Annotated in this window: 28 protein-coding genes and 1 pseudogene; 9 read left to right on the top strand and 20 right to left on the bottom strand. The window is 58.8% G+C overall.

The features are described from left to right. The first annotated feature begins 252 nt into the window (after positions 1 to 252). Positions 253 to 1,176, top strand: coding sequence for a glycoside hydrolase family protein (locus tag NKH29_RS28265; protein ID WP_352473704.1), 924 nt, complete (start codon positions 253 to 255; stop codon positions 1,174 to 1,176). A gap of 219 nt (positions 1,177 to 1,395) precedes the next feature. Here the strand turns inward: NKH29_RS28265 and NKH29_RS28260 are convergent, their stop codons facing one another. The 6 genes from NKH29_RS28260 to NKH29_RS28235 form a co-directional block, all read right to left on the bottom strand. Continuing rightward, on the bottom strand, positions 1,396 to 2,316 hold the full coding sequence (locus tag NKH29_RS28260) for an ArsR/SmtB family transcription factor (protein WP_353001095.1): 921 nt from the start codon (positions 2,314 to 2,316) through the stop codon (positions 1,396 to 1,398). A gap of 523 nt (positions 2,317 to 2,839) precedes the next feature. Further along, positions 2,840 to 3,073, bottom strand: a complete 234-nt coding sequence (locus tag NKH29_RS28255) for an alpha/beta fold hydrolase (protein ID WP_352920880.1) — start codon at positions 3,071 to 3,073, stop codon at positions 2,840 to 2,842. A 492-nt stretch (positions 3,074 to 3,565) separates the two neighbouring features. Then, positions 3,566 to 3,976 (bottom strand): tetratricopeptide repeat protein, encoded by a 411-nt coding sequence (locus NKH29_RS28250; RefSeq protein ID WP_353001094.1) that lies wholly within the window; start codon positions 3,974 to 3,976, stop codon positions 3,566 to 3,568. A gap of 15 nt (positions 3,977 to 3,991) precedes the next feature. Further along, a complete protein-coding gene (locus NKH29_RS28245; RefSeq protein WP_502906740.1) occupies positions 3,992 to 4,444 on the bottom strand; it encodes a YidB family protein in 453 nt (150 codons plus the stop codon). A 356-nt stretch (positions 4,445 to 4,800) separates the two neighbouring features. Next, on the bottom strand, positions 4,801 to 5,670 hold the full coding sequence (locus NKH29_RS28240) for an MBL fold metallo-hydrolase (protein ID WP_023679038.1): 870 nt from the start codon (positions 5,668 to 5,670) through the stop codon (positions 4,801 to 4,803). 1,172 nt (positions 5,671 to 6,842) lie between these two features. Beyond that, complete coding sequence (locus NKH29_RS28235) at positions 6,843 to 7,157, bottom strand: alpha/beta fold hydrolase (protein ID WP_353001093.1); 315 nt, start codon at positions 7,155 to 7,157, stop codon at positions 6,843 to 6,845. Between the two features lie 374 nt (positions 7,158 to 7,531). Here NKH29_RS28235 and NKH29_RS28230 point away from each other — a divergent pair, with 374 nt between their 5' ends. Then, positions 7,532 to 8,170, top strand: a complete 639-nt coding sequence (locus NKH29_RS28230; RefSeq protein ID WP_353001092.1) for a hypothetical protein — start codon at positions 7,532 to 7,534, stop codon at positions 8,168 to 8,170. Between the two features lie 21 nt (positions 8,171 to 8,191). Here the strand turns inward: NKH29_RS28230 and NKH29_RS28225 are convergent, their stop codons facing one another. The 9 genes and pseudogenes from NKH29_RS28225 to NKH29_RS28185 form a co-directional block, all read right to left on the bottom strand. Next, positions 8,192 to 9,853: a DNA polymerase/3'-5' exonuclease PolX gene (locus tag NKH29_RS28225; RefSeq protein ID WP_353001098.1), complete on the bottom strand. Its 1,662-nt coding sequence runs from the start codon at positions 9,851 to 9,853 to the stop codon at positions 8,192 to 8,194. Positions 9,854 to 9,955: 102 nt separating this feature from the next. Then, complete coding sequence (ligD, locus tag NKH29_RS28220) at positions 9,956 to 11,854, bottom strand: DNA ligase D (protein WP_353001091.1); 1,899 nt, start codon at positions 11,852 to 11,854, stop codon at positions 9,956 to 9,958. Positions 11,855 to 12,149: 295 nt separating this feature from the next. Further along, positions 12,150 to 12,296 carry a hypothetical protein gene (locus NKH29_RS28215; protein WP_353001090.1) on the bottom strand — a complete coding sequence of 49 codons (147 nt, stop codon included), beginning with the start codon at positions 12,294 to 12,296 and terminating at the stop codon, positions 12,150 to 12,152. A 49-nt stretch (positions 12,297 to 12,345) separates the two neighbouring features. Next, on the bottom strand, positions 12,346 to 12,585 hold the full coding sequence (locus NKH29_RS28210; RefSeq protein ID WP_352625651.1) for a DUF982 domain-containing protein: 240 nt from the start codon (positions 12,583 to 12,585) through the stop codon (positions 12,346 to 12,348). Between the two features lie 11 nt (positions 12,586 to 12,596). Continuing rightward, positions 12,597 to 12,839, bottom strand: a complete 243-nt coding sequence (locus NKH29_RS28205; RefSeq protein WP_353001089.1) for a DUF982 domain-containing protein — start codon at positions 12,837 to 12,839, stop codon at positions 12,597 to 12,599. A gap of 8 nt (positions 12,840 to 12,847) precedes the next feature. Then, positions 12,848 to 13,093 carry a DUF982 domain-containing protein gene (locus NKH29_RS28200; protein ID WP_353001088.1) on the bottom strand — a complete coding sequence of 82 codons (246 nt, stop codon included), beginning with the start codon at positions 13,091 to 13,093 and terminating at the stop codon, positions 12,848 to 12,850. A gap of 228 nt (positions 13,094 to 13,321) precedes the next feature. Then, positions 13,322 to 13,564 carry a DUF982 domain-containing protein gene (locus NKH29_RS28195; RefSeq protein ID WP_352458910.1) on the bottom strand — a complete coding sequence of 81 codons (243 nt, stop codon included), beginning with the start codon at positions 13,562 to 13,564 and terminating at the stop codon, positions 13,322 to 13,324. A 354-nt stretch (positions 13,565 to 13,918) separates the two neighbouring features. Further along, positions 13,919 to 14,146, bottom strand: a complete 228-nt coding sequence (locus NKH29_RS28190) for a hypothetical protein (protein WP_352458909.1) — start codon at positions 14,144 to 14,146, stop codon at positions 13,919 to 13,921. Between the two features lie 1,491 nt (positions 14,147 to 15,637). After that, a pseudogene (locus NKH29_RS28185) lies at positions 15,638 to 15,835 on the bottom strand (transposase); the annotation flags it as partial. A gap of 75 nt (positions 15,836 to 15,910) precedes the next feature. Here NKH29_RS28185 and NKH29_RS28180 point away from each other — a divergent pair. After that, complete coding sequence (locus NKH29_RS28180) at positions 15,911 to 16,162, top strand: DUF6074 family protein (protein ID WP_352541505.1); 252 nt, start codon at positions 15,911 to 15,913, stop codon at positions 16,160 to 16,162. Between the two features lie 7 nt (positions 16,163 to 16,169). On the opposite strand, the gene NKH29_RS28175 is transcribed toward NKH29_RS28180, so the two are convergent. Next, positions 16,170 to 16,451 (bottom strand): hypothetical protein, encoded by a 282-nt coding sequence (locus tag NKH29_RS28175; RefSeq protein WP_353001087.1) that lies wholly within the window; start codon positions 16,449 to 16,451, stop codon positions 16,170 to 16,172. 231 nt (positions 16,452 to 16,682) lie between these two features. On the opposite strand from NKH29_RS28175, the gene NKH29_RS32740 reads away from it, so the two are divergent. The 6 genes from NKH29_RS32740 to hxsA all read left to right on the top strand — a co-directional run bounded on the left by NKH29_RS32740 (position 16,683) and on the right by hxsA (position 22,733). Beyond that, a complete protein-coding gene (locus NKH29_RS32740) occupies positions 16,683 to 17,591 on the top strand; it encodes an abortive infection family protein (RefSeq protein WP_502911304.1) in 909 nt (302 codons plus the stop codon). Next, complete coding sequence (locus NKH29_RS28165; RefSeq protein ID WP_353001086.1) at positions 17,584 to 19,047, top strand: Shedu immune nuclease family protein; 1,464 nt, start codon at positions 17,584 to 17,586, stop codon at positions 19,045 to 19,047. The genes NKH29_RS32740 and NKH29_RS28165 overlap by 8 nt, the downstream gene beginning before the upstream one ends. Positions 19,048 to 19,415: 368 nt before the next feature. After that, positions 19,416 to 19,685 (top strand): hypothetical protein, encoded by a 270-nt coding sequence (locus tag NKH29_RS28160; protein ID WP_353001085.1) that lies wholly within the window; start codon positions 19,416 to 19,418, stop codon positions 19,683 to 19,685. Further along, on the top strand, positions 19,682 to 21,091 hold the full coding sequence (hxsB, locus tag NKH29_RS28155) for a His-Xaa-Ser system radical SAM maturase HxsB (protein ID WP_353001084.1): 1,410 nt from the start codon (positions 19,682 to 19,684) through the stop codon (positions 21,089 to 21,091). Before NKH29_RS28160 ends, hxsB begins: the two co-directional genes overlap by 4 nt. Further along, positions 21,088 to 22,188 carry a His-Xaa-Ser system radical SAM maturase HxsC gene (gene hxsC / locus NKH29_RS28150; protein ID WP_353001083.1) on the top strand — a complete coding sequence of 367 codons (1,101 nt, stop codon included), beginning with the start codon at positions 21,088 to 21,090 and terminating at the stop codon, positions 22,186 to 22,188. Before hxsB ends, hxsC begins: the two co-directional genes overlap by 4 nt. Continuing rightward, the gene (gene hxsA / locus NKH29_RS28145; RefSeq protein WP_353001082.1) at positions 22,185 to 22,733 is read left to right on the top strand and encodes a His-Xaa-Ser repeat protein HxsA; all 549 of its coding nucleotides are present in this window, start codon (positions 22,185 to 22,187) and stop codon (positions 22,731 to 22,733) included. The genes hxsC and hxsA overlap by 4 nt, the downstream gene beginning before the upstream one ends. 180 nt (positions 22,734 to 22,913) lie before the next feature. On the opposite strand, the gene NKH29_RS28140 is transcribed toward hxsA, so the two are convergent. The 4 genes from NKH29_RS28140 to NKH29_RS28125 are packed head-to-tail and all read right to left on the bottom strand — an operon-like array spanning position 22,914 to position 25,910. Then, the gene (locus tag NKH29_RS28140; protein ID WP_353001081.1) at positions 22,914 to 23,810 is read right to left on the bottom strand and encodes an SDH family Clp fold serine proteinase; all 897 of its coding nucleotides are present in this window, start codon (positions 23,808 to 23,810) and stop codon (positions 22,914 to 22,916) included. Continuing rightward, positions 23,807 to 24,142: a ubiquitination-like system serine protease family protein gene (locus NKH29_RS28135; protein WP_353001080.1), complete on the bottom strand. Its 336-nt coding sequence runs from the start codon at positions 24,140 to 24,142 to the stop codon at positions 23,807 to 23,809. Before NKH29_RS28135 ends, NKH29_RS28140 begins: the two co-directional genes overlap by 4 nt. After that, positions 24,139 to 25,524 carry a ThiF family adenylyltransferase gene (locus tag NKH29_RS28130; RefSeq protein ID WP_353001079.1) on the bottom strand — a complete coding sequence of 462 codons (1,386 nt, stop codon included), beginning with the start codon at positions 25,522 to 25,524 and terminating at the stop codon, positions 24,139 to 24,141. The genes NKH29_RS28135 and NKH29_RS28130 overlap by 4 nt, the downstream gene beginning before the upstream one ends. Then, the gene (locus tag NKH29_RS28125) at positions 25,521 to 25,910 is read right to left on the bottom strand and encodes an E2/UBC family protein (protein ID WP_353001078.1); all 390 of its coding nucleotides are present in this window, start codon (positions 25,908 to 25,910) and stop codon (positions 25,521 to 25,523) included. Before NKH29_RS28125 ends, NKH29_RS28130 begins: the two co-directional genes overlap by 4 nt. Positions 25,911 to 25,915: the final 5 nt, after the last annotated feature.

The raw sequence follows: 25,915 nt of genomic DNA, 5'->3' as shown, positions 1-25,915 counted from the left end.
GTCCGCTCCACTTGCGACGGCTCGACAGAGAAGGGGCGAGCCGGCCGCCCCCATTCGATCCACATGATGAAGCCCCTCGCGTCAGGTCGGGCTCCCCAAATGTGGCCCTTTGCCACAGAGCGGTTCAAATCCTTCAATCGTTCAACAACCGTTCATCAGCGGAGCTATAAGTACGCTTGGAATCGATTCATCTGAGTCGCGCCGGTGGTTCATTTGAATGGAGACCGAGACGAATCGAGGGATGGCTGGCGAATGAAGATCGACTTTGAAACCAACGTCTTTCCATTGTTTCACCCGCAGGTTGTGGATGATCTGAAGGACCCTTGTCCGGTGTTCGACGGCACGCTCTGGCACGTCTTCGGCTCCAGCGGCACCGTCACAACAGAGAGCTGGAAAATCCTCCACGCCACAGCGCCGGATCTTTATGGACCCTGGACAGAGCACGAGGCGATCGTTTTGCCGGTAACCGGATCTGGCATTGCGGCGCCCGGCGTCATTCATGAGTGCGGCGTCTTCCACATGTTTATCCAGACCGAATTCATGAAGTCCGGCGGACGTTGCGAGCACGCGGTGTCCAATGACGGCTTTCATTGGGTGGTGCTCAATCCGGCGATATTGTCGCTGCCCGACACCGATGAGGACGGCATCTACGATCCCCACCCCGCAATCGTCGGAGGCAAGCGCTATATCGTCTATTCAGGCATGCCCAAATTCACCAGGGTGCCCCAGCCTGATGTCTATCTGGCGCGCAGCCAATCCGATTCCTGGTTCGGGCCATGGAAACGTCTCGGCAAGATACTCGATCATCTCGACGTGCCACATCACAATGCGCGCGAGCACCCCGATTACGAATGGGGGATCGAAGGCGCGCAGCTCGTCGAGCTGCCGGACGGTCGTGTGCTTCTCAACGCCACCTGCTTCCTCCCCGAAGGTCCGCGCGGCAGCCGGCAGCGCGTCTTCTTCGCCATCGCCGATGACGTCAAGGGTCCCTACGTTTCCGTTGGCCCCGTTCTCGACCCTGGTGAGCCCGGCGAGAATGGCCATTCGACGGTGATGATCGACGGCCGGCAACTGACCTTGTTCTACCAGAGCAGGCGTGAGGCTACGAACCATCGCTGGCGGTTCGGGTTGGCTAAGTGTGACCTGGATCGGCATATACTTTCGAGAGTTGCCTAGATGGTAAGTTCCGGCATTTGCCGGAACGGAGGATAATCTGGCTGTTGGTTGGTGGGACGGATCCCTTTGTACTGGTGATTGAGGGTAGCAGGGGATTCGCAGCCAGTGGGAGGGATCTATACGCGTCAGGCAAGCCGGTCGCCTCATGGACGGCGGTGCCAGCTGCAAGCCTAGCCTAGCAATGAACTGTAACTGAGCGCAGCAACGCGGCCAGTCGATTCACGCGGTTTTGATCCTGAGCACAATGTCCTGATCGTAATTTCCAAAGCCTTTGCCGAAAATATTGATCCCGCCGGGGCGCTTGGCATCGTCCTTGACGCCGATACGGACGCGGATTGAATGATGGCTCTTCAGATCGAGTGCGGCGAGGCCGGTTTCGGAAATCCTGACGCCGTCGACATAGGCGCCGTCAGTGGCAATTCGCCAGTTCTTCAGCTTGCCGTATTGCGAGCCCTTGAGCTTCCACCAGGAAGGCGTGAAGACGCCGCGCTTGTCGCCGAAATCTCCCGGTGACGTCCAGGTGCCGACATCGACGCCATTGATCGTCAGGGTGATGTCAGAGGGCCAATCGGCGCTGGTGCCCGGCACTTCCGAGGACAGCTCAATCGCCACTTCGAGTTCGGTGATCTCGGTATTGGCGAGCTTGGCATTGTTAGGGAACTGGTATTCGACAAAGCCGCGCGTGAACCACAGCAGCCCGGCCTTCATGCGGTCCGGATCGAGGAAGGTGTTCGGTACATCGAGCAGGCCGATGATGCCGTCCGGCGAACAAAGGCCGCAGGGCGCGGTAACCTCGAAGCCGGTGTAAAGCCCGATCGGCATCGACACTTCGATCGCGTCGTTCTTGACCGCACGATATTCGCTCTTGAACACGACGAGCACTTTTTCGGCGGTCGGATAGCAGATTTTCCGGTTGCCTTTCTTCGCTCTCTCGGTGCGGATCAGCCCCGCATCCTCCAGCACCTGGATGTTGGTCGAGACGGTCGACTGCGGAAGCGACAGCACGGCGGCGATTTCGTTGACATTCATCGGCCCCTTCTCATGCAGCAGTTTCAGCATCGAGATCCGCGCCGAGGAGGCAAGCCCCTTGAGCACGGCAATGCCTTCCTCAGGTTCGATCACCAGAAAATTGCGATTCATGAAATCGCCAGTCTATGCTCGTGACAGAGGTTATGGCTTCGCTCATTACAACGCGCTGACCGAAACGCCGAGCCGTTGATTTGGTTACATTAAGCCCTCGACCGTCAGTATGCATCGCAAGCCGCACCCACAAGGATGGTGCGACATGTCTACATTTGGTCTCCGACCGCCAGCTCCTCGTAGTGCGGGGTGCTTGTCAGTCCGTGGCCTCGATTTGCAGACGACTAGATGCTGGCGGCCACAAAGAGAGGCAGAAGCCGAACACGGAATTGGGGCCGTTCCCCTGGCCAAATCCCCAAGATACCGGACCTCGACCTCGATGTTAGCCGAACCGGCGCGGATGGATGCACAGGATGCGGTGCGCTGAAGTGCGTGTCGCCGTGAAGTAAATCATCCGATTCGCCACCCGATAGAGTCGGGACGGGGTTCTACCTATTGCTTTTGGGCATGATCTTTTCCGAAAACCGGATTCCACTTCTTTCGAGATCATGCGCCAGTGCCGGCCTGCTTCATGCTGGCCGCGTCAGCGACCCTGTCCACCATGGCGAGAACAGCTTAGCGGTGCGGTGTGATGGACCATGTGGCCGGCCTGCGGGATGATATCGACAACGGAACCAGGAATCTCCGATTGTGGTCTAAGAGCCTCGGCTTTCGCATCGAACAACCGGTCGCCGGCCCCGGCAATAATGCCGGCAGGCAGCAACAGATCATTGTAGCGGGTGAAGCGGCCGCCGGCCAACGCGTCGGCCAGCATCAATCCCGATTCGGCCGCGATCGACCGCAGCTGTGAGGGCCAGCTGGCGATGTCCTTTGCCGACGAAGCAAACCCCACAGAGACGATGCCGGGGCGGGAAATACTTGCCCATGGCGAGCGGCCAGGTGAGCAGCACAAGCAGCGGCAGCAAAATGTGACGGAAAACACCACCGGCGACAGGCAAGGCCGGCAGCCCGCCAGTGCAAGGCCCAGGCGCGGCGGCAAGAACGGACAGATGAAGACTCCCGATCGAATCGTCGTCCGATCGAGATCATCGACTCGCCCGCCTGCCATCCAACCCAAATCTCAGCCCGCTGAGCGGCCGAGTAGTAGATGCGACGTCGCTGCTTCATGGCTCACACTCCATCTTTCAGACAGACTCGTGTGTTGCTGCGAGCAGTTGAATCCGCCACCCAAAGCGGACGCGCCGCGAACGCGGCTGCTAGGCAGGCCGAAGCTTGTGCAAGTACAGCTGTGCGTCACAAGGCAAGTGAACTAAGAAGCTGCACGAACCGCGGTGATCGAGAATGGCGTCGAAATCGACTTCGTGACGGATTCGTTCCAATAGGTTCTGACTCGCGCTTCCTCCGACGGCTCTTTCCAGTACCGAACCGCTTCCTCCACTTCCCCGAGCACGGAATACATGCAAGCGGCGTTGTACTGCGTCACGAAGTCGTCCGGATCGATCGCCAGCGCTCTGGCCAGCCAGGAACGCGCCTTCTTCCGCTCACCGAAATACGCGAGCGCGAGGGCGCCGCGATGCAGCGGTGCCGCATTATCAGGATGGCGGCCAGTTGCGCGTTCGGCGCGCTCGAAACAGATCCTTGGTTCGCTAGCGGATGAAGGCGACAGGAGCGTCCCCCGGTGTAGAGTTGCCACCCTGGATCTCGCCTTGGCCGGCTGCATTCCTGGCTGTGTCCCCTAGGATACATTGTCGAGCAGGGTCGACTTATCCAAGCCTTGTGTCGGCTCAGACGGCCATTCACCATTCGGCGTCATCTCGTTGACTGTCTCGGGTAGATCCCGCGCAATCCTTCTGATTAGCTCCTCGCGCGAAAGACCCGTCTGCATCGAAATGGACGTGAGTGTACCTTCGTCCATTGCCGCTTGGACGTCCCTTGGCTCAATCGGTTGGTTTGGCCCGCTGCCAACCCACGAGTCGACCTTCGATCCTGCCCCCACCTCCCTGAACCGGTCGAGGATCTCACCAAGGTCAGCCCTCGACACGCCATTCGTTATCTGAGCCAGAATTCTGCGTTGCGGGTCGTTTGGGTTAAGATACCCCGCTCCCGGAATCAATTCACAGAGCTTGTCGCGATTTTGGTATGCCAGAACGCCAAGCATCGCGATCGCCAATCTTCCCAGATTTGCCATTTGATCTCCTCCACGGTTTTGGCCGATGAGCGAATCGAAGCCAAGTCTTGGCGGATGACGACCCGTGTGGGCTCGAACAACTTCTTGCCCGTCGGCTCGCGGGCGGAGAGGACGCGTCCTTCGGGTTACTCGTTTTCATCTGACGTCTTCTCCTGACGCAGAATTTCGGGGCGCTTGGCCCGCAGTCGCCCTACGCCGATCGAACGCCCTAACCCGGCGCCTTCCGGGTTTGTTCCGCTGGTCAGAGTTTGTCGGCGACGATGGAGAGCGCGACCCGACGGGGTAACTCTACCGGCTCGAGAGACAGAGTCTGCCCAACTTGACCATACTTCAGAACGACGACGGCTCGGTTAGCCTCAGCTACCTTGGACTGCCGCCGGCTCGCGCACGAATTTCAATTTCGGCGGGACGGCGAACACCCTGAACCGCTCAGCCAGGCTGTCAAGAGCTTGACGCATGCCCACTCCCGCAGCAGCCGCACCGTGTCCACTGATGACCATCCGCGGGTTCAGGGCAGCCAGGTGCTTCACGGATCTTTCCGCCGCATCCCAGTCCGGCGTGAAGTAGCGCGGCGGACCGTGCATCTCAAGATCCTGAACGGCGACCTCATAGACTGACTCCTGACCGGTGGTGATGAAAGCGTCCCCTACGATCAGCGAGCGGTCCTCCTCGCGCCAGAGCGAGATATGCCCAGGAGCGTGCCCGGGTGTGTGTAGCCATCGCCATCCGGGCATTCCGGGGATCGATCCGTCGGCAGGTAGGAGTTCCAAACGGTTGCCAAGATCAATTGGCCCCCGTGGAAAAAGCGGCGAAAGCAGCGCCATCAGTCCACCCCCGACCCAGGGATCCGGTGGCGGATAGGATGCGGTTCCGTCCAGATAGGGGCGCTCGAGTGGATGCGCGAAGACAGGCACGTCCCACCTATTCGCGAGGTCTAGAACCGTTCCCACATGGTCGAAATGGCCGTGGGTCAGGATGATCGCGGCCGGCCGTGCGTTCGTGCCAAACCGCTTTTCCGCGACCGCAAGAATGCTGCCGCGGGACGTCGGCAACCCGGTATCGATCAGCATCCAGTTCCGATCTCCGCTGCCCGGTGCGCCGAAGAACACGACATTGACGATTGCTAGGCGCAAATAGCCCAAGTCCGGTGCGATGCTCCAAGCGCCGTCGCCACGATCCTCGCGCCTGGCGTGGTCGATCTCGGAAAGTCGAATCTGAACGGTCATGTGATCCCGTGCCTCTCTTGTTGCTGAGCAGCCGCTCGAGTCGATCGGCGGCGGTGGTATATCGCCCCGAACTTGGCACGGCCCTCCTTGTTCCTCCTTCGCCACCCAGCTCCGGACAGTCCACCACAGGAACAAAGGCTCGACCAAATCGGTTCGGCATTACCCGGTCGCGCCAGGACGAGCTGGACTGAGCAACGAAGATGGCGCGCGCCCCATTGGATGCGGTATTTCGCCAACGCGGTTCCCGGTCCTAACAAGGCGGCCGAGTTCGAAGCCGACTGCTGAAAGAAGACTTCGAATGAGCGAAGTGGGGCGTATGGACGAGCACCAGGTGGAGGCTCCGGTTCCGCAAGCTTCGCCTATGACTGGTCAAGTTGGGCGCCAATGGTCGAGGCGGCCCGATCGGCAGGTGTCCAGGTTATCTGGGACATCTTCCATTACGGATCTCCAGACCATGTCGATCAGCGATCGCTGCATTTCATCGATGCCTATGCCTCGTTCGCGGCAGAAGCCGTGAGCGTACAGCGTTCGATCGCCGGAACACCGCCTCTGTTGTGTCCCATCAACTAGATCTCCTTTTTCGCATGGGCTGTTGAGGTCGGCTATTTCCCGCGTGGGGCCGAACAAACGTGGATGGTTCAAGCGGCATCTCGTGAAGGCTGCCATCGCGGGTGTTCGTGCAATGCGGGAGATCGACCCCGCCTGCAGATTTGTCTGGGCCGAGCCCCTTATCCAAATCGCTCCTCGTGACCGGACCCGCAGCGAACGGGGTCGGGCCGAAAACGCCCGTCAGGGGCAGTTCGAAGCTTACGACATGTTGCTGGGCCGCGTCGAACCTGAGTTGGGCGGGAGCGAAGATGTTGTCGATGTCGTGGGCCTGAATTTCTAGCCGCACAATCAATGGTAAATAAACGGGCCGACGATATCGATGGGACACCATGAGTACCGCGCTTTGTCGGAAATGTTGCTCGAGGTTGCTCATCGGTACGGTAAGCCGATGTTCATTGCCGAGACCGGCTCAGAGGGATCCGGCGGGCCGGCTTGGCTCCACTATGTATGCCGCGACGAGGTGCGTGCCGCTATGGGTGTCGGAGCATCGATTCGAGGGTATTTGCCTGTACCCGATAACGGCCTACCCGGGCTGGGACAATTCGCGTCATGCAGAGGTGGGGTTATTTTCGGCCATCCACCCGAATGGCACACGCCGCCTCCGTCAGCCCGTCGCGGACGAACTGGTGCATCAGCAAGATCTGTTCACGGCAAACCGGACGCGCTGATTGTGTTGCGACACACCGCAAGGGCGAGCACCGAAGACCAGGGCAAATTGCGGTGTATTCCTCAGCCAAAATCGGCGCCACGCGATGCCAAGTGGCATGGGTGCGAGGATGACCGTGCAGCATCAGGAAGCGGTGGCCCCTTCCACCAACCCGCACTCTGAGCGTCGCTTCCGGAAGTTTGATCTGCTCCAGCGAGAAACCTTCAAACATGCAACTCCCTCCATTCGCAACATTTGCCAAACGTGTAAACGGAGAGGCAGTTCAATGTCGGCTTCCGCGGGATCTGAACTTGCTTTGTATTCCGCGAAAAGGTCGTGAGCCGAACGGCGGCTTTAACTGGTCCCTCGGCAATAACCGGACGGACAGCAAACGGCCCCCAAAAAGCCGCCAGGCGGCGACGCGCCTGATATCGCACTTCGAGATCAACTCTGCCGTTTCCTGTTAGCCGAAGTTGCAAACGGCCCCGCTCACAATCGTGGTTGCGCCTTTGGGCATCGTGGTTCAGACCGCTGGCGGATTAGAACTCATATTGGCTTTGCGATCGGCTCATCGCTGCCGACTATCGGGGACCTATATAAAGGGGCATGTCCACGCGCCGTAAAATCAATGCAACAGCGAAGCTGATTGGAGAGTGGCCTTTAACCCCAGCTGCAACGTTTGGATCGTCCGTCAGAGCGAGGGGTATTTTTCTCGAAATACGCGCCCGCCTTCCAAGGGAGTTCAGGAAATTGCTCATTATCGAGTCCCGCGTGCTTACCCTGCGCCTGTCTGAGGGCGCCGAGAATGATGTGCAGGTGGTATTCGGGATCGTATCCAAAGCACTGCAGAATATCGAAGACCTGCCCGTAATCCCCCGTGAAATCGAGGACATTCTGACGATCTCGACGGCCGAACGGCACCGCTGGCTGAAAGATGGTCGCTTGCAGAGCGCCGGGACGAAAACGGTGAAACTCCGCGGGCGGGCAAGGAACATCACCTTTCACGTGTTCGACCCGCAGCACGTGGAGGATGTGCTTGACCGCGACCTGGTTACGGTCTGGCGCGAACAGGACGCAGCGACAGCTGCAGAGAATAGGCGGCGAGCCGCAGGGAAGGCCGCTATGAAACGTGCTCAAAGAAGCGGTCGCGGAACTGCAGCTTCAGCTGGCTACGGCCCCGATGAGAACGCGCACTCCAGTTTGCGCGGCTGGGAAGATTTTGAGAATGACGGACTCCTGCGCTGATAGGCCGGGCGCACAAGCAGGTTAGGACGTTTGCCTGCGCCGTGCGAGATGCGCAAGGAGGGCGGTCAAACGCATCGCGTTCAGGACCCGCTTCGCAGGGACACCGCCCTTGCGCGCCATCTCGACACCCCAATGCATGTGGTCGAGCTCGCGGATCGAATGAGCGTCCGGATTGATGCTGAAGATGCAGCCCTGATCGAGTGCCTTTTGATGCCAGCGCCAGTCGAGGTCGAGTCGCCACGGATGTGCGTTGATTTCGACAGCGACGCCGTGTTTCGCACACGCTTTGAGGACTTTGTCGACGTCGAGATCATAACCGGGACGGCGCAACAGCTGGCGACCGGTCATGTGCCCGATGATTGTCGTCCGAGGATTTCCGATCGCCGCGATGATACGCTCCGTCTGTTCCTTCTTGGGCAACTTGAAGCGGCTGTGCACGCTCGCGACGACGAAATCGAACTGCTCCAAGATATGATTCGGGTAATCGAGCGAGCCATCCGCCAGGATGTCCGCCTCGATGCCCTTCAGTATGCGAAATTTTCCATTGTATGCCTTGTTCAGCCGGTCAGCTTCGCGGTGCTGTTCAGCAATCTCCTGCAACGAAAGGCCGCCTGCGTAGTGGGCGGACTGCGAATGATCTGCCACACCATAGTATTCGAAACCGCGCTTGCGCGTGGCCTCAGCCATTGCCTCAAGCGTTTCAGTGCCATCGGATGCGGTCGTGTGAGAATGCAGGATGCCATGCAGATCTTCATCCCGGACGAGGGCGGGTAGCTTCTGCTTTGCCGCTCGCTCAATCTCGCCCCTGCCTTCGCGCAATTCAGGCTCGATGAACTGTAAGCCCAGCGCTTGGTAGATTTCTTCTTCTGTGGCTGACGCGATCAGCTTTCTCCCGCGATGAAGCCCGTCGGCGTTTAGGGTGAATCCCTTGTCGGCCGCGAACGTCTTCAGTTGCTCAAGGTGGTCTGCCGAACCGGTTGCTTCGAGCAGGCTCGCGCCAAAGTGCTTCCTGTCCGTGACAACAAGCCTGAGGGTCGTGTCCTCGATTCCAGTCGACTTTCTGCCCTGCGCTACCAGGGCGAAGTCGGAAACGAGCTCGCAACCGCGCCGGAAGTCACCTGCAATTTCGACGCGCGAAAACTCTGGATGCTCTTGCTTCACCGATATGACCGCATGTTCGAGAAGAGCGGCGGCCTTGTGCAGGTGAAGTTGCGTTTCGCCGCTTCGCACGATGGCCAAGTTCTGCAGGAGCTTTGTCTGAAGCGCAGCGCCGAGGCCTTTGACTGGGCGTATGCGGTCTTCTCTTGCTGCGGCCTCGAGCTCCGCCAGCGAGTTCACGCCGAGCGCCTGATGAAGCTTCAGTATCTTATCTGGACGAAACCCGGGTATGGCAAACAGCTCCATCACGCCCGCTGGAACATCCTCGCGAAGCTTCTCAAGGCTCGGGTGCGTGCCGGTTTGGTAAAGCTTGGTCACGATGTCTGCGATCGCGTCACCGATCCCCGGGATCTTTGTGAGGGCGCCGGCGGCGATGATCCTATCGAGCGGCTGCGACAGCGCCGTCAGACTGTCTGCCGCGCGCAAGTATGCCTTTATGCGATAGGGATTGTCGCCGCGCATAGACGCCCGTTGTGCGTATTCCCTCAAAAGGCTGGCGACGGTCCTCGGATTGATTTTTGCCATGGCTTCAGCCAAACGAGGCCGATCTCCGCAGGTTCCAATCAGGCAAGGCCATGAGCGCCGCGTTGCCCTTAGAGTCCCGGCTTTACTGCCTCTTCACGTACGCTACAGATTGGGCAAGGATTGGTCAGCGCGACCCCATCCAGCCAGAGCTTTGGAGCCTGCGCGTTTCTTTAATTCAGGAGCATCGCCCACGTGGAAATGAGAGGGCGCATCTATTGTCTTCATCTCCGCCCACGTGATCGGTGCCGCGACAGGAGCGCCCGGACGTGATCTTGCGCTGTAGGGCATGATCGCGGTCGCCCCGCGCTGATTGCGCAGATAGTCCACAAAGATGCGACCCTTGCGGCGCGCCTTTGACAACACAGCCGTGAAATGGGCCGGATCGCTCTGGGCGACCGCCTGCGCCAGGCGAGACGCGAAGTCCTTCACCTCTGGCCACTCGGCGCCAGGGGTGAGGGGCGCGATGACGTGCACTCCTTTGCCTCCCGTTAGCATCGGGAAAGTCGTAAGCCCCAGCGATTTAAGGATAGCGCGGAACTGAAAGGCAGCGGCGCGGACGGCCTCAAAATCGAGGCCTTCATCGGGGTCGAGGTCGAACACGAGGCGGTCGGCCTTTTCGACATCCTCGATCCGAGCCCCCCATCCATGCAGCTCGATCGTTCCCATCTGGACGCAAGTCATCAGTCCGTCGGCATCGTCGACATAGAGATATGGTTCCTCGTGCCCGTCCTTCTCCGTGATGCCTACGTGGTGGACTTTGTCGCCAAAGCTGCCGGCGTCGTGTTTCTGGAAGAAGCACTTCTTCGCGCGGCCCTGTGGGCATCGAACCAGACTGATCGGCCGGCTGCCAACCCAAGGAAGCATGATCGCCGCGACCGCTGCGTAATGGTCGGCAAGCTGTCCCTTGGTGATGTTGGACTCCGGATAGATGACGCGGTCACGGTTACTTATCGCGATGGCGGTTGTCGCAAACGCGGCGAGATCGGCTGCATGACGTTCCGTCTCGAGCACGACCGCCTCCGGCTTCTTGTCTTCACGGAGACCAAGATAGCTCGGATGTCGTAACGTCCCTTCATTTGTCATTTCGGTGAAGGCAATCTCAGCGACCAGGTTCGGACGGAGCCAGTGTGCGCCGCGCACTTCGGCGCGTGGTGCGTCGACGGTGGCGGCCTTCTGCTCAAGCGGCGCCATGATCTTCAAGAGACGAAGAAGTTCAGCGGTATCGAAGCCGGTGCCGACTTTCCCGGCGTAACGCAGCTTGCCGCCGTCATGAACGCCAAGGATCAAGGACCGAAACGCGCGGACCTTGTCGGACGGCGTCCAGCCGACAATCACAAATTCCTGCCGCCTGATGCATTTGATCTTCAGCCAGCTTGCGCCGCGGGCCGCCACATAACTCGAATCCGCGAGCTTTGAGATGACGCCCTCAAGGCCGGCAGCGCAGAAGCGATCGAGCAGCTCTTCTCCGCGGCCGAGGATATGGTCGGAGTAACGAAGGACCGGATTTTTCGCAGGCAAGATCGCCTCCAGCTTCGCCTTGCGCTCAAGAAGAGAAAGCCTTGTCAGATCTTCGCCGTCGAGCTGCAGCAGATCGAACGCATAAAAGTCGATAGTCGCCGGGGCACCCTTCAATGCATTCTGAAGCGCCTGGAAGTTAGATCTTCCTTCCGCATCGACAACCACGGCCTCGCCGTCAATCAGGGCGGAGCGCACCTTGAGCTTGCGAGCCTCAGAGAGGATCGAGGGAAAACGGCTAGACCAGTCCAGACCAGATCGTGTGTAGGCTCGCGCCTCGCCAGCGCCGACTGCAACGAGAATACGATAGCCGTCGTATTTCATTTCATGGATCCAACGATCGCCGGCAGGGACCGTGTCCACGAGCGTTGCGAGCTGGACCGGCCGGAAAGCGGGCGGCGCTAAAGTGACCTCGTCACGAGCGGGCGACTTCGCTTGACTAGCGCTCGACGCATTGATTGCCTTACGCGACGTTGGCTTGACCACTCTGACCTAAACCATACTCAGAGACGAAACAGCGTTATCCGCCGTCCAACGCGCGACTACTTCTTTAGTTTCGCTGCCGGCCGTGTTGAGCTTTTCGCGATCATTACCGACCCGCTTGATTAGCGCCTCGGCCTGAGGCCGTGCTTCCTGCCTCCGGCCCTTCCATTCCCGATTTTCGCGCACAGCTCACAGGCAATAATCAAGAGCAGGAACGTGCCCTCAAATGCCGCCACAGCGTATCCGGTTTCTGCCATCGGCTTTCGAAGCCTGACATTCCGGTTCCGGTCCCCCTACCTCAACGTGCCCCATTGACGCCAAGTACCTCGCCCAGAGCAGCTCCGATGCCAGTTTCAAGAAGTGCAAAATGGCCCATATATGCGCCGACCAGAGTGAATGCTCTCGTATCCGGGTCTATTTCGAGCAGCGCGGACTTGGTCAGCATTCAGACAGCCTAGCGGGTCCTTCCCAACATAGCCATGGGCATTGGCCTGCTACTCACGGAGCACCCCCTCCTCCTTGGCAGCAGCCTCGAAAGCCTGACGGACCTCTTCCGGAGTCACACGGTCCTGAAAGGCGTCGGCGCACAGTTGCACAGCCTTCCTCCACTTAGGTCCCATCTTGGTCCATTTCATGAGTTCCTCGGCGGCACCCTCGACATTGTTACACCCGTAGGTGACCCCAGGTCGGTCGGTCTTGACGTACACCGGAGGGGAGAACCAATGGGTTGCCATGACACCTCCTCCTACTGGGAAAGATACATCTTGGCTTCCTTGGCGGCAGCCTCGAAGGCCTTTCGGACCACCTGAGGGTCAATCGAATCGCCCTCCAAGGCTGACAGGCAGAGGGTCACCGCCTTGTGCCAGCGAGGCCCTCGCCGGGTCCACATCTTGAGCTGCTCAAGGGCTTCCTTCGCGTTGTTGCAGCCATGCCTGACACCGGTTTCACTCTTCACGAACACCGGCGGGACGAACCAGATGGGCGCCATGATACCTCCTACTCAGGGAAGAGATACACGTTGGCCTCCTTGGCAGCCGCCTCAAAGGCTTCACGGACCTCTTGGGGGGAGGCTTTGCCCTCGAACGCATCGACGCAGGATTGGACCGCCTTGGTCCACTTCGGGCCGTTTGTGTCCCACCCCATGAGTTCCTCGGCGGCTCCCTCGACGTGGCTGACCCCATTGCGAATGCCCGGACGTTTCGTCTTCACGTAGACCGGTGGAGAGAACCAGAGAGGACCCATAAGGGGGAACTTAGAGCGGCAAGAGCCCGCCGACCAACCCCGCTTTAGCCGCAGCTAAGGGAACGATGTAGGCCCTCGCGGGTTTAGAGGTGGCAGCGGGATTCTTCGTGGATGTGCAGCCGCTGTGGGGGGTCCGTCGCCTCTCCCTCACCGGCGGCGGGCTCCTTTCGCGAAGGCGGTTGGTAATAGACACCTAGAACCTTATACCGCATCCAATTTAGCTGGTTCTCATTGGGGGAGTAATGTCCCCTCCTCTTTTGCAGCAGCCAGGAATGCCTTGCGGGCCTCCTCAGGTTCCATCTCGTCGAAAATCACGGCCATACAAACGCGCACCGCGAGGTCCCAGCAAGGGCCACGCTTGGTCCACTTCATCAGCTCCTCGCCGGCAGTCTCGGCGTTGTTGACGTTGTGGATGATCCCGGGACGCTCGGACTTGACCGGGACCGGAGGGTTGAACCAGTGGAGAGCCATGCGGTCACTCTTTGTCGGCCCGATCAAGTTCCTCCAGCAAATCTTTTGCTCAGCCCAGTTCCCGTTCTACAGGCAGAGTGAGCAGGTTGCGAAGGTAATTGCGGATTACTCCTCTAGCTATTGAAAATGGCGCAGGACGGCGCGCTTTCGTTGCGATGCCACAGTGACTGAAGTTGGCTGACAGCTACTCGCGACAGTCGAAAGCCACGCAGAGGCATGGCAGTTGCTGCCTCGACGATCGCCTCGGTTAGTTCTTCGTCGGAGGCCACCAAGCAAGGCGCAGCCTCCCGAGCTTCGCGTAGTGCAGCTTTGATCGAGACCGTGTCGCCACGGTCCGCCCTGTTGAGGAGGCGGTTATTCGCGGAGATCGAACCCGACGAACAGGCCAAAGGCTGGGGCAACATTGACAATAAGCTCCACCAGCTCGCAGTCAGTTTCCGCCAGGTGTGGCCCGTCTCGGCGCACCGCTGCAATAGTCTCTTTGACGGAGATGATCTGGCCGCGACGGGCTTGTAGGATCAGCTCGTGAACAAGGTGTTTGGCAGTCACTTTGTCGGGTCGGCAGTTCGTCCAAACGTTCATACAAGGCCTCCCACCTCAGCGAGAACCCAAGGGAACATTCATGATCCTCTGTCGAGAAAAATCAAGAAGAATGTTTGATAACTTCTGAGTGGGAATCAGAGGGACAAGCCACGAAGCGAGCCTCTATACTCTTTGACCTGACGCTCAGCCAGCCCGCTAAGGGACTTCTTCCGTCGGCCCCTGTTTGGCCCGATCAATAGCCGCAAGTAATGACTGTAGGGTTGGCGGCAGTTCTGGTTCGACCTCCAGATTTAAGAACGTTTGTACGTGATGACGATAGCCTTCGGAACGGATCAGTTTCCGAAACGCTCCGGAGACAGACTGATGGTCTGCTTTGTTGCTCGTTGTCATGTTCGGGAAGTCCCCAATGAGCCGTAACTCGCCCGCAACGAACGGGTTCCATCAGGAGGTCGGAATATTTTGGCTGAAATTTCTGAGCGGGAGATCGGCTAACTGGCTCGCGCGAAGACCCCCGTGCCCCCTTCGATTGCCGCAGCATTAATCCCCGCTGTTTGAACAGAAGATCGTGTCGATCTAGCGTCGGTGTTGCACATAGCGACCGTTGAAATGCTTCTGTCCAATGTTTGCTCACGCTGTGATGCCAACAGGGCAGGCTCTTGCGGCAGGGTGCCGCAAGGTCGCGACGATGAAAGGCCGGCCCAGTTCAACCCGCGCGACGTCCTTCAAAGCTGGGGGGATCGATCTTCACCAAGCGGTCTGCGGCCTCGACCGCAGTTCGTATCCTGCTGCACAGCGCGAGATTTTCGGCCAGCATTTCTTCAGTGCGTTGAATCGCGAGCTCGGTCCGGTGGATGCGCTGCCTGGCATTGGCAACTTCCGATGTAAAAAGATCGGCCAGCCATCCCGTGGCCGTGGGGTTCCATAGTGTCCATGGGTTTCTAATACATGGGGGAAGATATCGTTCCCTGATGTCGGGCGAAACGGCGGGCCGCAGAAAAGCGCGATGGGCCGAATGACCAATGCGCGCCCTGTCAAAACAGCGCCGGCAACAGGCGAACGGCTTCGGCCGCTCTACATCCCACGGGCAGAGGCGATCACGGTCCAGAGGGCCATTGATCTATTCAGTACGACTACAACGTAAGCGAAGACACACTCAGGCGGCTGGTGATCAAGCACCGTCTTCACAACCAGACAATGCCCGGTGCTCCGTGGAGAATAAGCGCTCCCGGTTTGGCTATGGCGCTCGCCGGCGATGATGACGCGCTTGCGCGGTTGAGGCGGGACGATCGCGAGCATCCGGACGTAACTCGGTATTTCAAGCGGCTCGGCATCCCGCGACCCTGACCTGTTATCAAAAGTTATGGTCGCGGCGACTGTCTAAAATAGACAATGTCGCGGCCCGACAGGGCTCCAAGAGCGACCGTTGCTGCCTTGCGCATCGCCCTCTAGGCCGCCGGCGTCGAGTTCATCCCGGAGAACGGCAGCCGCGCCGGCGTGAGGCTCCGCAAACCTTAGGCGTAGCTCGTTACTGCGCAGCCACACACCTACTTTTCGCCATCGGACGAAGCGGTTGCAACAGGTGGTGCGCGGGCCATAGCGCTGAGGCAGGTCGCGCCATGGAGCACCGGAGCGCAGCACCCAGAAGATGCCGTTCAGCACGCGCCGATCATCAACACGTGGCACACCTCTTGGCTTGTTGGGTAGACGCTTTATTCCATTGCTGACCATTGTCCAAAAGCGCTGTTAACCAAATTTTCTCACCCGCCAATGCTTATTCGCGCGACTGAAGGGGTGAGGTGATCGATGTGTGATTCAAACATAAGCGCGTTTCCGCTGCATCGGCGGCGGAAGTTGGTCGAAGGGATCGCCCGGGTCCTGGAATCCAAGAACGGGAAGGACGCGAACGCCTTCTGGCGCAACACCGCCAAGGCAATTCTCGTTCAACTGTCCGAATCAGGAATTGCACCCGGGGTCGCCGAACAGGAAGTTGGAACGCTTCTTCATGCTGTCTTGGCCGATATCGCCACCCGCAGTGCTGCGAAACTTGCACAATAGCATCGGCTCACGATGAAGGATTGCCGCATAGAGACGCCAGGGGCTCCACAAGCGTAGCACCACTGCATCCGTCAAACGCAGGTTTCTCACTGCGGATGAAAAGATAGGCGCGTTCGTCGAAATCATGCGCGCGAATGTGCTCTCGGGCGAGATACGGCTCCGCCTCGCCTGTCCGGCGGTCATCGACCAAATCGAGGTAGGCGATGCGGAAACCCGCATTCACGAAAGGCCGACGGACCTTTTCCACGAGCTGAACCCGCAAAACCAATGAGCCGCCGTTGAGTTCCACACTGCCAATTATGCGACTTTTCGCGCACAGACCGGGAACATCTGACCGTTTCCATTCATCGCCCAAGGCCAGTTTAGCGCTGGAAAAGCCAAAGTGGGAGTTCAGAAATGGCCGCAACTGGGCCGGTAGCGGTCCGGCAGCTAACAGTTAACGTAGGGCGAAAGCCACCTCAAGCTCTTGGAAAAACATCCTCAGGAAGTTACGCTGATGAATCTACTGTAACATTGGCGCATGCGAATCGATTTGTCAGATCAGTCGGTTGATGCCTTAGCCGAGATTATCTCGGGCGGCTCGGCCGGCGGCCACGAGCCGTCAATTGGCCTTTACCGGCAGGGGTGGCGGTTGGAGGCTTGGTTCAAGGGCTTTGGGGTACCCTTCGACATCAAAGGCGAGAGCCGTTTACCTGCCACCAAGACGGCCATCCATGGCGCAATGTTCATCGACACAGGCAACGGCGAACTGCTCAAAAGGATCATCGAGAGCGCGGCAGACCCGCGCGACTTCATCAAGGAGCCTGAGCGACACATCGCTGTTGTCGAGTACCTCAACAAGCACTTGTTCTACGACGGACTCACGTTAGAGCCGGCCGGGCGCACAATGCGCCTGGTCGAGATTGTGGAAACTGCCCCGGTTACCAATGAGCTTTCCGCAATGGCCGCCGGCATCGACTTTGATACGGTCAGCCGGGACCTAGATCGTGCGCTTCGAGCGGCCACCGCAGACCCCGAGTTGGCAGTTACATCGGCTTGCGCAGTCGTCGAAAGCGTCTGCCGCTCTATCCTTGTCGAGCTCGAGCTCGACTTCCCTGCCAAACAGGACATCAGCTCGCTCTATCGCGCAGTACGCGATCCTCTTGGTCTGGATCCGATGAAAGAAGGTTTGGCGCCCGAGATCGTCAACGACGTGAAGGCGGTGCTCTCCGGTTTGGTTACTTCGGTGCAGAGCATCGGCTCCCTCCGCACTCACGTCGGCGGCGCCCATGGCAAAGAGAAAGGCTTCCGACGTATCGATGCCCGCATAGCCAAGCTTGCTATCCATTCCGCGCCGCGATCGCGCTCTTCATCATCGAGACGTGGCAACTGCGCCATCCTGGGCGTGCGCTACCACTGCACGACAAGCCGAAAGAAGCGTCATGAGTGAGAAGCCGATAATCCTAAAGTTGATGCCCGATCGCGCGGACGAAGGCCTTCGTGTCGCCTATCATCCGAAAAAGGTCGGTGACTATGAGATCGAGCTCCAACTCAAACCGGAAGCAATGAAAGCGGCGGCGAAAGCCAACCCCGACTTCGAGACGCCGACAGAGCCGATCATTCTTGCCCGATACAAGGCCTCAACCCGCACCCTCACCACATATCCGATCAGCACAACCTTCGGGGCCTACTTCCTCGAGCCGAAATACCTCCATCTAGAGACCATCATTCTCGAAGACGTCGACTCACCGGGCGCGATCAATGACGATGACTATCTCTACTTTGAGGAGTTGCCAGCAGGCATCATCAGGGAGCCCTTGGCCGGCTTCGGCTTGGCTTACGACATGCGGTTCATCGCGGAGGCGGCAGAGCGCCAGAGCGGCGTTACCACGCTGCGAATCTCGGACGACAAAGGGGTATCCCGCAAGGGCGACGTGCTTGCGATGTCGTACTCGATGTTCGACAAATTTCGTCGCGATATCAACCGTACGCACAAGCGATCCATCGACCTGGCAAACAGGGCGAAGCGCGAGTACCTCGACGCCAATCTCAACATCATGCTTGATCCAGACTTCGAGCTTCCGATTGGCGACGGCACCCGTCGGCCAGTCGCCGACATCCTTGCTGAGACGCTCATCGGCAAGTCTCGATCGCCGGAGGCCGAAGCCAAGGCCGCAGCTCGCACGGTCAAGAAGTCGGTCAGGACGTTGGCAGAGAAAGAGCCGGGGGAGCTGCTCGAGTTGCGTCGTGAAATTGAGCTCGTGTCGTTGGAGGAGCTGATCGAGATTTTCGATAAGAAGCTCGGCCAGACCGGTCTGCAAGAGCGTCACTGGCAGGAGTTCTTCAACGCAAACGCTTTTATTCTGCAGCTCGCTTTCAACCTGCCAGCACTGGCCTTCGGCGACCAGGTCGCGGTTGGTGGCACGAAATTCGATGGTAGCGGCGGCAAACTGGCTGATTACGCCATCAGGCTCGGACTGTTCGGCAACCTTGCACTGATCGAGATCAAGACGCCCAAGACGGCTTTGCTTGTGAAGCGTCCCTACCGCGGTGGCGTATACGCGCCTTCCGAGGAACTGAGCGGTGCGGTTACGCAGGTGCTTGACCAGCGGCACCAACTGCAGAACGACATCAACAGCAAGAAGATCGCCTCGAAGGCGTACGACGTCTTCACCTACGCGGTGCCCTGCATCGTGATCGCAGGTCAGTCGCCCGCCGCAGACGAAGAGAAGAAGAGCCTCGAGCTTTACCGCAATAACCTACGCGACGTGATTGTCATCACTTTCGACGAACTGCTCGCCAAGCTGACGGCGCTGCATGAATTTCTGGCTAAGAAGCCCGAACCGATGAAGCCTGAGCCACTGAGGCGAAAGCCGGTCGAGTCTAGTGACGATGACCTGTTCTAGTGACGCGGTCCGATAGTGCCGCGCACTAACTAACTATAGGGGAGAGAGGCCGCATCGGGACCTCAACCGTCGGATAGCATGGTGTTCTATCACGCGACTGGGTTTGGCAGCTTGGCAGCCGTTGGCCACTGACTATCAGCGTGTCCACTTTCCATCCCGTTGCTGACACGGCCTCTTCGAAAAGCAGGCTGGCCGCTTTCTGTAGCTTGCGTACCACCAACGGCCGGGATGCGGCGCAAACTGCCGTCCTCTCAGCAACAACCCCAACAATCAGTGATATCGGTCCTCACTGAAAAATCGAAGTTGAAATGCACTAATTCCCATACTCGAGTTTTGGGTATAGTTTGTTGAGAGGGAGGACTTGGTACGTGGGGGCGGCGCGCTTTCTAGGACGGGCAACAATCGAGATTCCACAAGACTTTCAGCGTTTTGTGGAAGGCGCGTTAATTCGACTACAAGTCCAATATCCGTCGCTGCGGTTTTCGGCCTCCAGTCAGGGCGTGGCGGTTGAAGAGCTTCCGCCGGACAGGCTGGACGATCTGCGAAAGAACGTCCTTCACGCCATCTATCGCGAGAAGATCTACTCGGAAACGCTTCCGCTACGACATGCGTTGATCGGGGCGGTCACCGCCAGATGACTGTGTGGCCGCTCAAGTTTAGAGATCTCCCAAACGGAACGTTCCTGTTTAGCGACGATGCCGGTGGGTTTTTTCTCGGAAGCGGCGAGTTTCTAGGGAGATACGCGCGCGATGCGCTGTTGCCCGAGGACCTGAGATTTCTTCGTGGCAATGGGCATACGTTTGAACGCGAAGGCGATCCTGATTGGACATCCTTTGCCTATCGTTGGGCGGGAAGGCAATCGAAGCAGCAAGAGCTCTCGTATCTCATTCTCGTCCCGACTTTGCGTTGCAATCTGACATGCGGCTATTGCCAGGTTTCCCGGGCCCCTGAGGCCGCGCGCGGCTTCGACTGGTCCAACGAAACATTGAACGCCTCCCTCGACTTCATCGGCAATTTGAAAGGTCCGGACATTAAGATCGAGTTTCAGGGCGGGGAGCCTTTGCTTCGCGTTGATCTCCTCGAGCAAATTCGGGCTTTCACCCGTTCGAAATTTCCGCGCAGCCAGTTTGTCGTTTGCACCAACCTCCAGCGCATGGGTGAGGTTGAGTGGGCCTTCCTTGATCAACCGGACACGTTCGTCAGCACGTCATTGGACGGGAACCACGAGACGCATACCCGGCAGCGCACTGGCAACGGCCTGGCTACGGACACCTTCTTCGGAAACATGGCTGAAGCTGTGCGGCGCCTCGGCGTCGGCAAGGTGTCCGCCCTGCCAACCATCGACGTGGAGCATCCGCCGGATTTCGAGGATCTCGTAGGCAACTTCGAGCGCCATGGGATACAGTCGATATATCTGCGACCGATAAACCACCAAGGCTTTGCGCGCCGGCGGAAGAGCGATCCCAATGCGATCGCTCAATGGAATTCACTTCATTCAGGTTTCATCGATTACCTCATAGAGCGTAATCAACGCACTGGCCGATACGTTGAAGAGTACTATTTCAGCCAGTGCCTGCGGCGATTTTTGAGATCAGGCACCGACGACCACGTCGATCTTCGCAATCCGAATTTCTTCGCGTCCGACTACATCGTTGTCGATTACGATGGGCAGTTGTATCCGACGGACGAAGCCAGGATGCTGTCGCGGATCGGACGTGTCGACCTCTCGATTGGAACAGTGACCCGCGGCATTGATCAGCAAAAGGTACAGCTCCTCAATCGAGCATCGATCAACAATTTCGATGCCGACTGCATCCACTGTGTTTATCAGCCTTTTTGCGGCACGGACGTCGTCGACGATTTGTCACGCGACGGCCATATCGATCTCATTCGCAGTGAGACGTGGTTCTGCAGACGGCATATTTCTCTATTCGACAAAGTCGTAGAGGTGATGACGCGTCGCGACGATGCAGCTCGGCAATCCGTCGCCAATTGGGCCGGAGTTCCTTCCTGGGGAGATCACATGGTCCCGGTCCACGCATGATCCCGCTTCGCCTCAGAATTGAGACTGACGCGACCGATCCATATGTGGTTCGGCTCCGGTCCTTCGAGGGCGTTGCCCACGACACGCCAACGCTCAGCTCGTTCGATGCGGTGCTGGGTAACGCATCCGGCGAAAGTGCAGACTTTTCGGGCGGAGAGGGAACCCTCCGTGTCTTCGGAATAGACGCCAGTGATTTAAATGGCGACGTGCTGTTCGTTGTGCCTCGACGTCGGACTGCACACCGCCTTATCCGAGCAAATTCCCGTCACAACACACTGCTGGTCACTGAACGGTGCGACCAGCTTTGCCTGATGTGCTCGCAGCCACCGAAAAAGCAGCATGTCGACATGTTCCCGTATTTTGAGACGGCAGTCCTGCTCTCGCCAGAAAACGCAACGATTGGTCTATCCGGTGGAGAGCCGACGCTGTTCAAATCGGAGCTGCTGGAATTCCTAGGACGAATGCTAGCAGCGCGGCCCAACATTGATTTCCACGTTCTGACCAACGCGCAACACTTTGACCGCGATGATCTGGCGAAGCTCGGCGAGCTGGATTTAAATCGTGTCCTTTGGGGTGTTCCTGTCTACTCTAGCGATCCTTACGTTCATGACCGGATTGTGGCAAAGCCGGGCGCGTTCGACAAAGTCAGAGAAGGCCTGTCGATCCTTTGTCAGGCCGGCGCAAAAATCGAATTGCGTACGGTGCTCATGAAGCCGAATGCAGCCGGTCTGGCGGATCTGGCTAGGTTCGTGACGACATCGCTGCCTTTCGTCGATAAGTGGGCGATCATGCAGCTTGAGAACATCGGCTACGGCAGGCAGAACTGGGACTCGTTGTTCTTCGACAGTTCCAGAGGTTTTGACACGGTTAAAAAGGCGCTCGATGTCGCCATCAGCCGCGGAATCAGCGCCATGCTGTATAATTTCCCGCTATGCACTGTTCCGCCCAACTACAGAACATTTGCTCCGTCGACGATTTCAGACTGGAAGCGAACCTACGTCTCGGAGTGCGCTGGTTGCGGACTGCGTGACGATTGCGGAGGCTTCTTCGAATGGCATCCGAAAGCGCATGGGTATGAAAGGTTCGGCGTCACATGAGAAAGCGGCTCTTTACTATCCCGTCGTTGCTCGCAGCCGGCTTCATGCCAATCGAGAGCACCGCAATGCCGATCGCTCCATTCAATGATGGAGGCAAGTCGAAATCGTTGTTCGACATTTTCAAGCTGGATCACAAATTCACATTGGCGGGGCATAGGTCGCATTCGAGCCATAGCAGCCACAGCTCCCACAGCAGTCATCGATCTTCCACGGGAGGCACCTACTACCCACCTGCTGCACCCGTTTATCAGCCTCCAGCACCGGTGTATCAAGAGCCCGCGCCAACCTACCAGGCGCCGACTGCCACTGCGCCGGCTGCAGCACCTCTGGTTGTGCTTCCCGGGAACGCTGCCAAATTCAAGGAGATCGTTCTCCAGGTTCAGTTCGCGATGCTGTCGTTCGGCTACTACAATGGCGAGTTGGATGGAAAGATGAGCCCTGCTATGCGATCTGGGCTCCTGAAAATGCAGTCGGATTACAATCTGAAGGTAACCGGCACCATTACGCCCGAGACACTAAACGCCTTGCGCATTACAGCGAATTAATTTCACCGCGCGGCTCAAATAAGTCTAGCATTCTTGATTTCCCTAGCCCGTGGGTTCTTAAGGCTGCATTTTGATTGCCCGCCACGTGGAATCAAATGAGGCCTCAACGCAAGCGATGAGGCATACAACCGTGGTGCCGCACGCTCAACTCTGGCAAGCGCATCACTGGGCTTTGCGACCCTAAAGCAGCAGCGACACATAATTCGATTCGAAAATCCGTTGCTCGCTCTCAATGGCCAGACGCAAATGGCAGTAAAGCGCCCAATATTTGCGCCAGACCACGTCGGTTGCTGGCATGTATTCGATCGTCAAACCGATCTCGGTCGCGGCTTCCCAACCGATCATCTGAGCATGCGACTGATATTTGGCGACGTCCATCAATTCGGTGGTGATTTTCGAGAAATTCTTGCCCCGCCGTTTGAGCAGATTCTCGGCGAAGGACCGCGCGCGGTCCCTGACCGACTGGAACTTGCGCACGATCGTGGGGTCGAATTTTTCGAAGGTGATCCGATCAGTAAGATCGTCGGGTGCTTCGCGAAGCGCCTTTTTTGCCGCGTCATAGGCGTTCAGATAGGTCAAAACAGAATAAACTACGTCGGACCCGTTGCCGTCCTTGGATGAGACCTGAGGATCGATCGGTCCGAGTTCCGACGAGTCGCTCATGACGATCGTGTTGGCGCCGAGCGCCATTAATGTTCCGGCGCTCTTAGCAAAATCCGGCACGATGACCCTTAGTTGCCCTTCCTCGCCGGCTGCGCTCCTGACCAGCGTGATTAGCTTTTCGGCTGCATCAATATCGCCGCCGGGCGTATGCAGCAGGAGATCGATGGGGTCGCCTGGATTGGTGTTGTGAAGCATGTCGACGAAGCCAAGCGTATCGATGCGGTCGACAGCCGCCTTGTTGCCGGCCACGTAGCAGATCAATTTGGGCTGATCCCTTTCGATGTCGCGAATGAGCGTTTGCCGTTGATAGCGCGCCGCATTCATCGCCGTGTACATGGGTGTCTTTTCGATCGCACGCGGCGGCTGCGGCGTAATTGGTTGCGGCTCTTGGGCTGCCTCTCCGCTATCGGTCATCGGTCGCTATCCTTAGCCCAGGCAATCCTGCCGTTACGAATGAAGTAATGACACCGTCGCTGACTTCCTTTGAAATCCACACTTGGAGAAATGGTTAGTCGAACGACTTGGTTCAACGTCCAGTAGGGCCGCCGACTTGGATCGGCGTTGAGCATGATCCGATGTCCAGTCCGACAAGGGCAATCAAAGACGATCCACTTCGTTCGATTGATGTCGCGAATGAGCGCGACACCATTGCGCGGCAACCGGTCCGGCACCTCGTCGGCCGACTCGGCCGCGCCGACCACGCGCCAGCGCCAGATCGGAAGCCATTGCCCCCAAGAAATCCTCATGCCGTGCTCCACAACTGCCCTAGGAACGGCTCCTCATCGCCAGCCCCCCACTTGCCCTGGGCCACATGACAATAGTGGCCTTGGCGAGGTACGGCCTGATTGGTCGAGATCTCGCGCTCGTGAAGCCTCAGCAGCGTCTCGGTCGGCCGCTCAGGCGGACCGTAGCCTATCAGCCGATCGAGCAGTTCGTTGACTGCGGCGGCAGCGACTGCGGTCGTGAAGGCAACGACCGCTGGTTCGACCTGGCCCAAGGCCGGCGCGTAGCCCTCGTCTGCCAATCGCTGCCGTTCCTCGGGCGTGCGCATCTCGGCGGCCGCACGTGCCATATCGACCCGACTGCGGCAGACGAGACAAGCCGCGCCGGCCGTTAGCGTCGTTATCCGGCCGTCAATGCCGGTCAACACCCCTGTACGATCGCTGCTGAGCAGAACGCCTACGTCAATCACTGGAGTCAACAGGAAGGTCGACAGTCGCGACAAGACGAGCCGGCCTGCGTTGTCGTCGGTACAGCCGAAGACGAGATCGCTTGCCCGAAGGGCCTGGGCAACATGCTTGACAGTCACCATGCCCTGGATCGTTGAACAGCGAAGTTCGGGAGCGATCCGCGTCAGATGTGCCGCCAGCACATCCACTTTCGGCTGACCGACCTCGCGGGGTGTCGACCCATACACGCGCGTGACGTTGCTCGCCGACAGGGTATCGTTGTCGATCAGTAGGAGATGTCTCACGCCAAGCCGAACAAGCTGTTCAGCGACGGCCGACCCGGTGCCGCCGGCACCGACAATGGCAACCCGAATATCGCCGAGCACACTTTGAATATCGGGGCCAAAAGCGCGCACGTTGCGATCGAAGATCGCGTCTGGCGTCGCGACTTGGCTCGCGAAACTCGGCAGAAGGCGCCAGCGATCGCCGACCAGCCACACGCGGTCAATCGGCGCCGTATCGCCGTCTTCAGGCGTGATCTCGCCGCTGAAGACAAAGCTCTCGCCGCGCGGTGACGCAATAAGCGTCGCGTATACGCCAGAGCCGCTGCGCAGTTGAAAGAGATCACCGATTTCACGGTCGACCTGTCGGTCGTGGGGGCTGGGCAGCGGTACGCCCTCGTGGCCGGGATGGGTGTGAAACCAGATCGGGACCGCACCGTCTTTTTCGGCAGCGCCGAGCGCGCCGACATAGCCTTCGGAGCGGATCAGCATGTGGTGCGAACTCTGCTCGCAATAGGCCGCCTGCGGCACCCAGTGCAGCGATCGCCCAAGAAGACGAATCTCGGGGCCAGTGTCGATCCGCCGCGCAAGAAGGACCGCTGCGCATTCAAGCGGATTGCGCGAGGCTGTCGCGATCTCGTCGGCGAGCGAGCCCGGGAGGACCAAGGTGGTGATCATGCGGCGCGCGCCCTCCCGGCAACGTCAAGTTCCTTCCTGACGAGCGTCAGGTAGCTTTCGAGCGAGTCGATGCCGGACCGCCACTGTCCAGCCTGAAAGTGGCGCGACCAACGCTGCCATGTACGGCCAAGATAGGCCTCCTGCGACTGGGTCGCCTCGATCACCTGCCGATCCGTACGGCACACCGCAGGCTCAAACCACCACATGTCTGGTGCAACATCCGGGTACCCGGGCGACAGCCGCAGCAGCAGATCAGCTGCGACGGCGGTGAATCCGGACGGCAGCGGAAAGGATGGGATAATGATAGCGACCATGCCGCCATCGAGCGAAAGGCTATGGCCCGGCGCCCGCGCCTGCAGATAGTCTTGGTCGATCGCTGGCAGCATCGTCG

It is taken from the genome of Mesorhizobium sp. M1295 (assembly GCF_040318135.1).
GTDB lineage: Bacteria > Pseudomonadota > Alphaproteobacteria > Rhizobiales > Rhizobiaceae > Mesorhizobium.
The sequence above is the reverse complement of the archived record's forward strand: the minus strand, read 5'-3'. Positions and strand labels throughout refer to the sequence as shown.